The sequence below is a fragment of the Klebsiella sp. EMBS2024 genome (assembly GCF_036233805.1).
GTDB lineage: Bacteria > Pseudomonadota > Gammaproteobacteria > Enterobacterales > Enterobacteriaceae > Klebsiella > Klebsiella pneumoniae.
The window spans coordinates 574583-578307 of sequence record NZ_JAZARW010000001.1 but is presented as its reverse complement, the minus strand read 5'-3'; the positions used below and the strand labels follow the sequence as shown (position 1 = coordinate 578307).

Annotated in this window: 3 protein-coding genes and 1 pseudogene; 3 read left to right on the top strand and 1 reads right to left on the bottom strand. The window is 60.3% G+C overall.

What is annotated here, in order from left to right; translation table 11 throughout:
- Positions 1–49 precede the first annotated feature (49 nt).
- Positions 50–439 (bottom strand): hypothetical protein, encoded by a 390-nt coding sequence (locus VZP09_RS02670; protein WP_002892699.1) that lies wholly within the window; start codon positions 437–439, stop codon positions 50–52.
- 271 nt (positions 440–710) lie between these two features.
- On the opposite strand from VZP09_RS02670, the pseudogene VZP09_RS02665 reads away from it, so the two are divergent.
- From VZP09_RS02665 to VZP09_RS02655, 3 genes and pseudogenes are all read left to right on the top strand, one after another.
- Positions 711–1826: pseudogene (locus VZP09_RS02665) on the top strand (ABC transporter substrate-binding protein); the annotation flags it as partial.
- A 64-nt stretch (positions 1827–1890) separates the two neighbouring features.
- Positions 1891–2919 (top strand): FecCD family ABC transporter permease, encoded by a 1029-nt coding sequence (locus VZP09_RS02660; protein WP_072143255.1) that lies wholly within the window; start codon positions 1891–1893, stop codon positions 2917–2919.
- On the top strand, positions 2916–3713 hold the full coding sequence (locus tag VZP09_RS02655; protein WP_002892698.1) for an ABC transporter ATP-binding protein: 798 nt from the start codon (positions 2916–2918) through the stop codon (positions 3711–3713). Before VZP09_RS02660 ends, VZP09_RS02655 begins: the two co-directional genes overlap by 4 nt.
- The last annotated feature ends 12 nt before the right edge of the window (positions 3714–3725 follow it).

The following is a 3725-nucleotide window of genomic DNA, read 5'->3' as shown; positions in this document are numbered from 1 at the left end:
CAATAAAAAAGGCCGCTTTCGCGACCTTTATTCAGACAGGTGAAAGGACTTATTCAGTCACTTTATTTTTTAACTCTTCGGCGCCGGTTTTGGTTTTATCCCAGCCCTTTTCCGCACCGGATTTGGTGGCGTTCCAGCCTTTTTCACTGACCTCTTTGGTCTTATCCCACCCCTTCTCGGTGCCTTCTTTGGTCTTGTTCCAGGTTTTCTGCGCGCCTTCGCTCACCTGGCTGCCGACGCTGTCCTGCTTGCCTTCGGCGGCGTGTTTCGCCTTCAGCTGCTGCTCTTCGCCCTCGTGCTGGGCCTGATGCAGCTTCTCTTTAGCGGTGTTGGCGTTGGCATTCGCCGCCGCGACGGTATCATCTGTTGCATGTGTTGTCGCAGCAAAAACCGGAGCCGCAACCAGAATAGCCGATAACGCAATCATTGCTTTTTTCATAATATCCTCTCTCACGTGTCGTGTTATGAGTCGCATTCAGGATGGCACAACGAACCGGGGATGACATTAGGAATTAGCCTGAAAAACGTCTTCGACCTCCAGCCATGGCAGAAAATGCTGCCGCCGCGCGCGCCCTGTCGGCGTTGGCATAATTTCCAACATGTTTGTTACATTTTATGAAATTTGCCCTTGATATACTTGCCGTTGACGTTTACTCGAGAATAATTCTCAGAATCATTATATTTATAAATTGGCAAACGGAACTCATTTTATGGCAAGAAAATCAGTAAGATCGCTGTTACTTACTGCGCTGCTCGCGACGCCCCTCCTCAGCTATGCAACCCAATATCCCCTGACGGTCACGGACCTTGACGGCCGGCAGGTCACCCTCGCCAAAGAGCCGCAGCGTATTATTTTGCAGGATGGTCGCGACATTATGACCCTCGCCCTGCTGGATCGGGACAATCCGTTTAAACGGCTGGTGGCATGGAATAATCTGGCGAAAAAGCAGGATGTTGCCACCTGGCAGATGCTGAAAACGACGTGGCCCCAGTCGGCCACGATCCTTGACATGGGCTTCAGCGATAAAGGGAACGTCGATCTTGAAAGCGTCATCGCCCGTCAGCCGGATCTGATGATCGCCCAGCTGCGCGCCAGGCCAGCGCTGATGGAGAGCGGCGTCATCGACAAGCTCAGCGCCCTGCACGTTCCGGTGCTGTTTGTCGACTATGAGATCGCCCCGGCGAAAGATACCGCCCCCAGCATCGACCTGCTGGGCAAAGTCCTTAACCGCGAGAGCCAGGCCAAAGCCTTTACCGATTACTATCGTCAGCAGCTGCAGACGATTCGCCAGAAAACCGCGGCCATCACGCCGAAGGCCAACGTCTTCGTGGAAGCGCTGGCCGGCAACAGCGACGCCTGCTGCTTTACCCACGGCCACAGCGGCTGGGGCGGGCTGGTGGAGGCGGTCGGGGCGAACAATATCGGTTCGCAGCTGCTGCCGGGCGCCTCCGGGTTCGTTTCGCTGGAGAAAATCATCAGCATGAAGCCCGACGCCTGGATCATGACCGGCTCGAAGCGCGGCAACAGCCAGGTGTTGCCCCTGGGTTATGCGGTTAAGCCAGAGGCGGTGAAGGCCCAGGCGCAGACGCTGCTGGCGCGGCCTGGGGTCAGCCAGATCCCGGCGGTACAGGAAAAGCGGGCCTATGGCGTTTATCACCACTTCTATAACCACCCGTGGAATATTGTCGGCATGGAATACCTGGCGAAAGATATCTACCCGCAGGCCTTCGGCGATCTCAACCCGGATGAGACGTACCATTATATCGTGCGCCATTTCACCGACCTGCCGGACCAGCCGTTCGTCTTCTCCTGGCAGCAGAGCGAGTNNNTACAGCATGCGTTTAACCTCCGACTCCGTGCTCGACGGGCTGCCCGCCGGGACCTCTGGCGTGATGGATGACTATCGCCGTATCGTGCGTCGCCGTCTGCTGCTGATCCTCCTGCTGGCGCTGTTGATTGTCGCGTCGCTGCTGCTCGATTTTATGCTCGGCCCCTCCGGTCTGCCGCTGCAGAGCCTGTGGCAGACGTTAACCGATCCGGCCAGCGCCGATCCGGGCACGCGCGCCATCGTCTGGGATATCCGTCTGCCCTATGCGGTGATGGCGATTATCGTCGGTCTGGCGCTGGGACTGGCCGGCGCCGAAATGCAGACCATCCTCAATAACCCGCTGGCCAGCCCGTTTACCCTCGGCGTCTCCTCGGCTGCGGCGTTTGGCGCCGCGCTGGCGATTGTGCTCGGTATTGGCCTGCCCGGTATTCCCGGCCAGTGGTTTATCTCAGCCAACGCCTTTATCTTCGCCCTGCTGGCGGCCCTGCTGCTGGACGGCATCACCCGCTGGACCCAGGTGGCCACCTCCGGCGTCATTCTGTTCGGCATCGCGCTGGTCTTTACCTTTAACGCTCTGGTCTCGATGCTGCAGTTCATCGCCAACGAAGACACGCTGCAGGGGCTGGTGTTCTGGACCATGGGCAGCATCGATCGCGCCTCCTGGAGCAAAGTCGCCATCCTGCTGGTCGCCCTGGCGCTGGTGATGCCCCTGTCGCTGCGCAGCGCGTGGAAGCTGACCGCCCTGCGGTTGGGCGAGGACCGGGCCATCAGCTTTGGCATTAACGTTCGCCGTCTGCGCCTGACCACGCTGCTGCGGATCAGCATCCTGTCAGCGCTTTCGGTGGCCTTTGTCGGGCCAATCGGCTTTATCGGCCTGGTGGCGCCGCATATTGCGCGGATGCTCTTCGGCGAAGACCATCGCTTTTACCTGCCCGCCAGCGCGCTGATCGGCGCCCTGGTGCTCTCCCTGGCCTCCATCGCCTCGAAAAACCTGATCCCCGGGGCCATTATTCCGGTGGGGATCGTCACTTCCCTGGTCGGGGTCCCGTTCTTTTTGAGCATCATTTTACGTCATCGGGGGCAGGTATGAGCGACCAGACATTATCCGGGCTGTCGCTGTCTCACTTCAGCGCCGGCTACCCCAGACGCAAGGTGATCGAGAACCTGACGGTTCCCCATCTGCCGCGAGGGAAAATCACCGCGCTGCTGGGGCCAAACGGCAGCGGTAAATCAACGTTAATGCGGGCGATGGCGGGTCTGGGCCCCTGCCGCGGCGAGCTGCTGCTGGAGGGGGAAAATCTGCTGACGCAGCCGTTCTCACGTCGCGCAGAGCAGGTGGTCTATCTTCCGCAGACGCTGCCCGCCGGCGTGCATCTGCATGTGCTGGAGTCGATTATCGTTGCCCAGCGCGCCGCCGGAGGACGCCACAGTCCGCAGCGCCAGGAGGAAGTGATGGCGCTGCTGCGACAGCTGGGGATTGCCCATCTGGCGATGAGCTACCTCGATCAGCTCTCCGGCGGGCAAAAGCAGCTGGTGGGTCTCGCCCAGTCGCTGATCCGCCAGCCGCGCCTGCTGCTGCTCGACGAACCGCTCAGCGCCCTTGACCTCAACTACCAGTTTCACGTGATGGATCTGGTGCGCCGGGAGACCCGGCGGCGCAACATCGTGACCCTGGTGGTGGTGCACGACATCAATATTGCCCTGCGTCACGCCGACCACGTGCTGATGCTCAAGGCGGGCCAGCTGCTCGGCGACGGCACCCCGGCCGCGGTCATCACCCCCGAGACTCTGGCGGCCGTCTATGGGGTGCGCGGGCGTATTGAACCCTGTTCGCAGGGGGTGCGGCAGGTGATTATTGACGGCCTGGTGGACAGCGAGGCCTGACCGCGGCGNNNG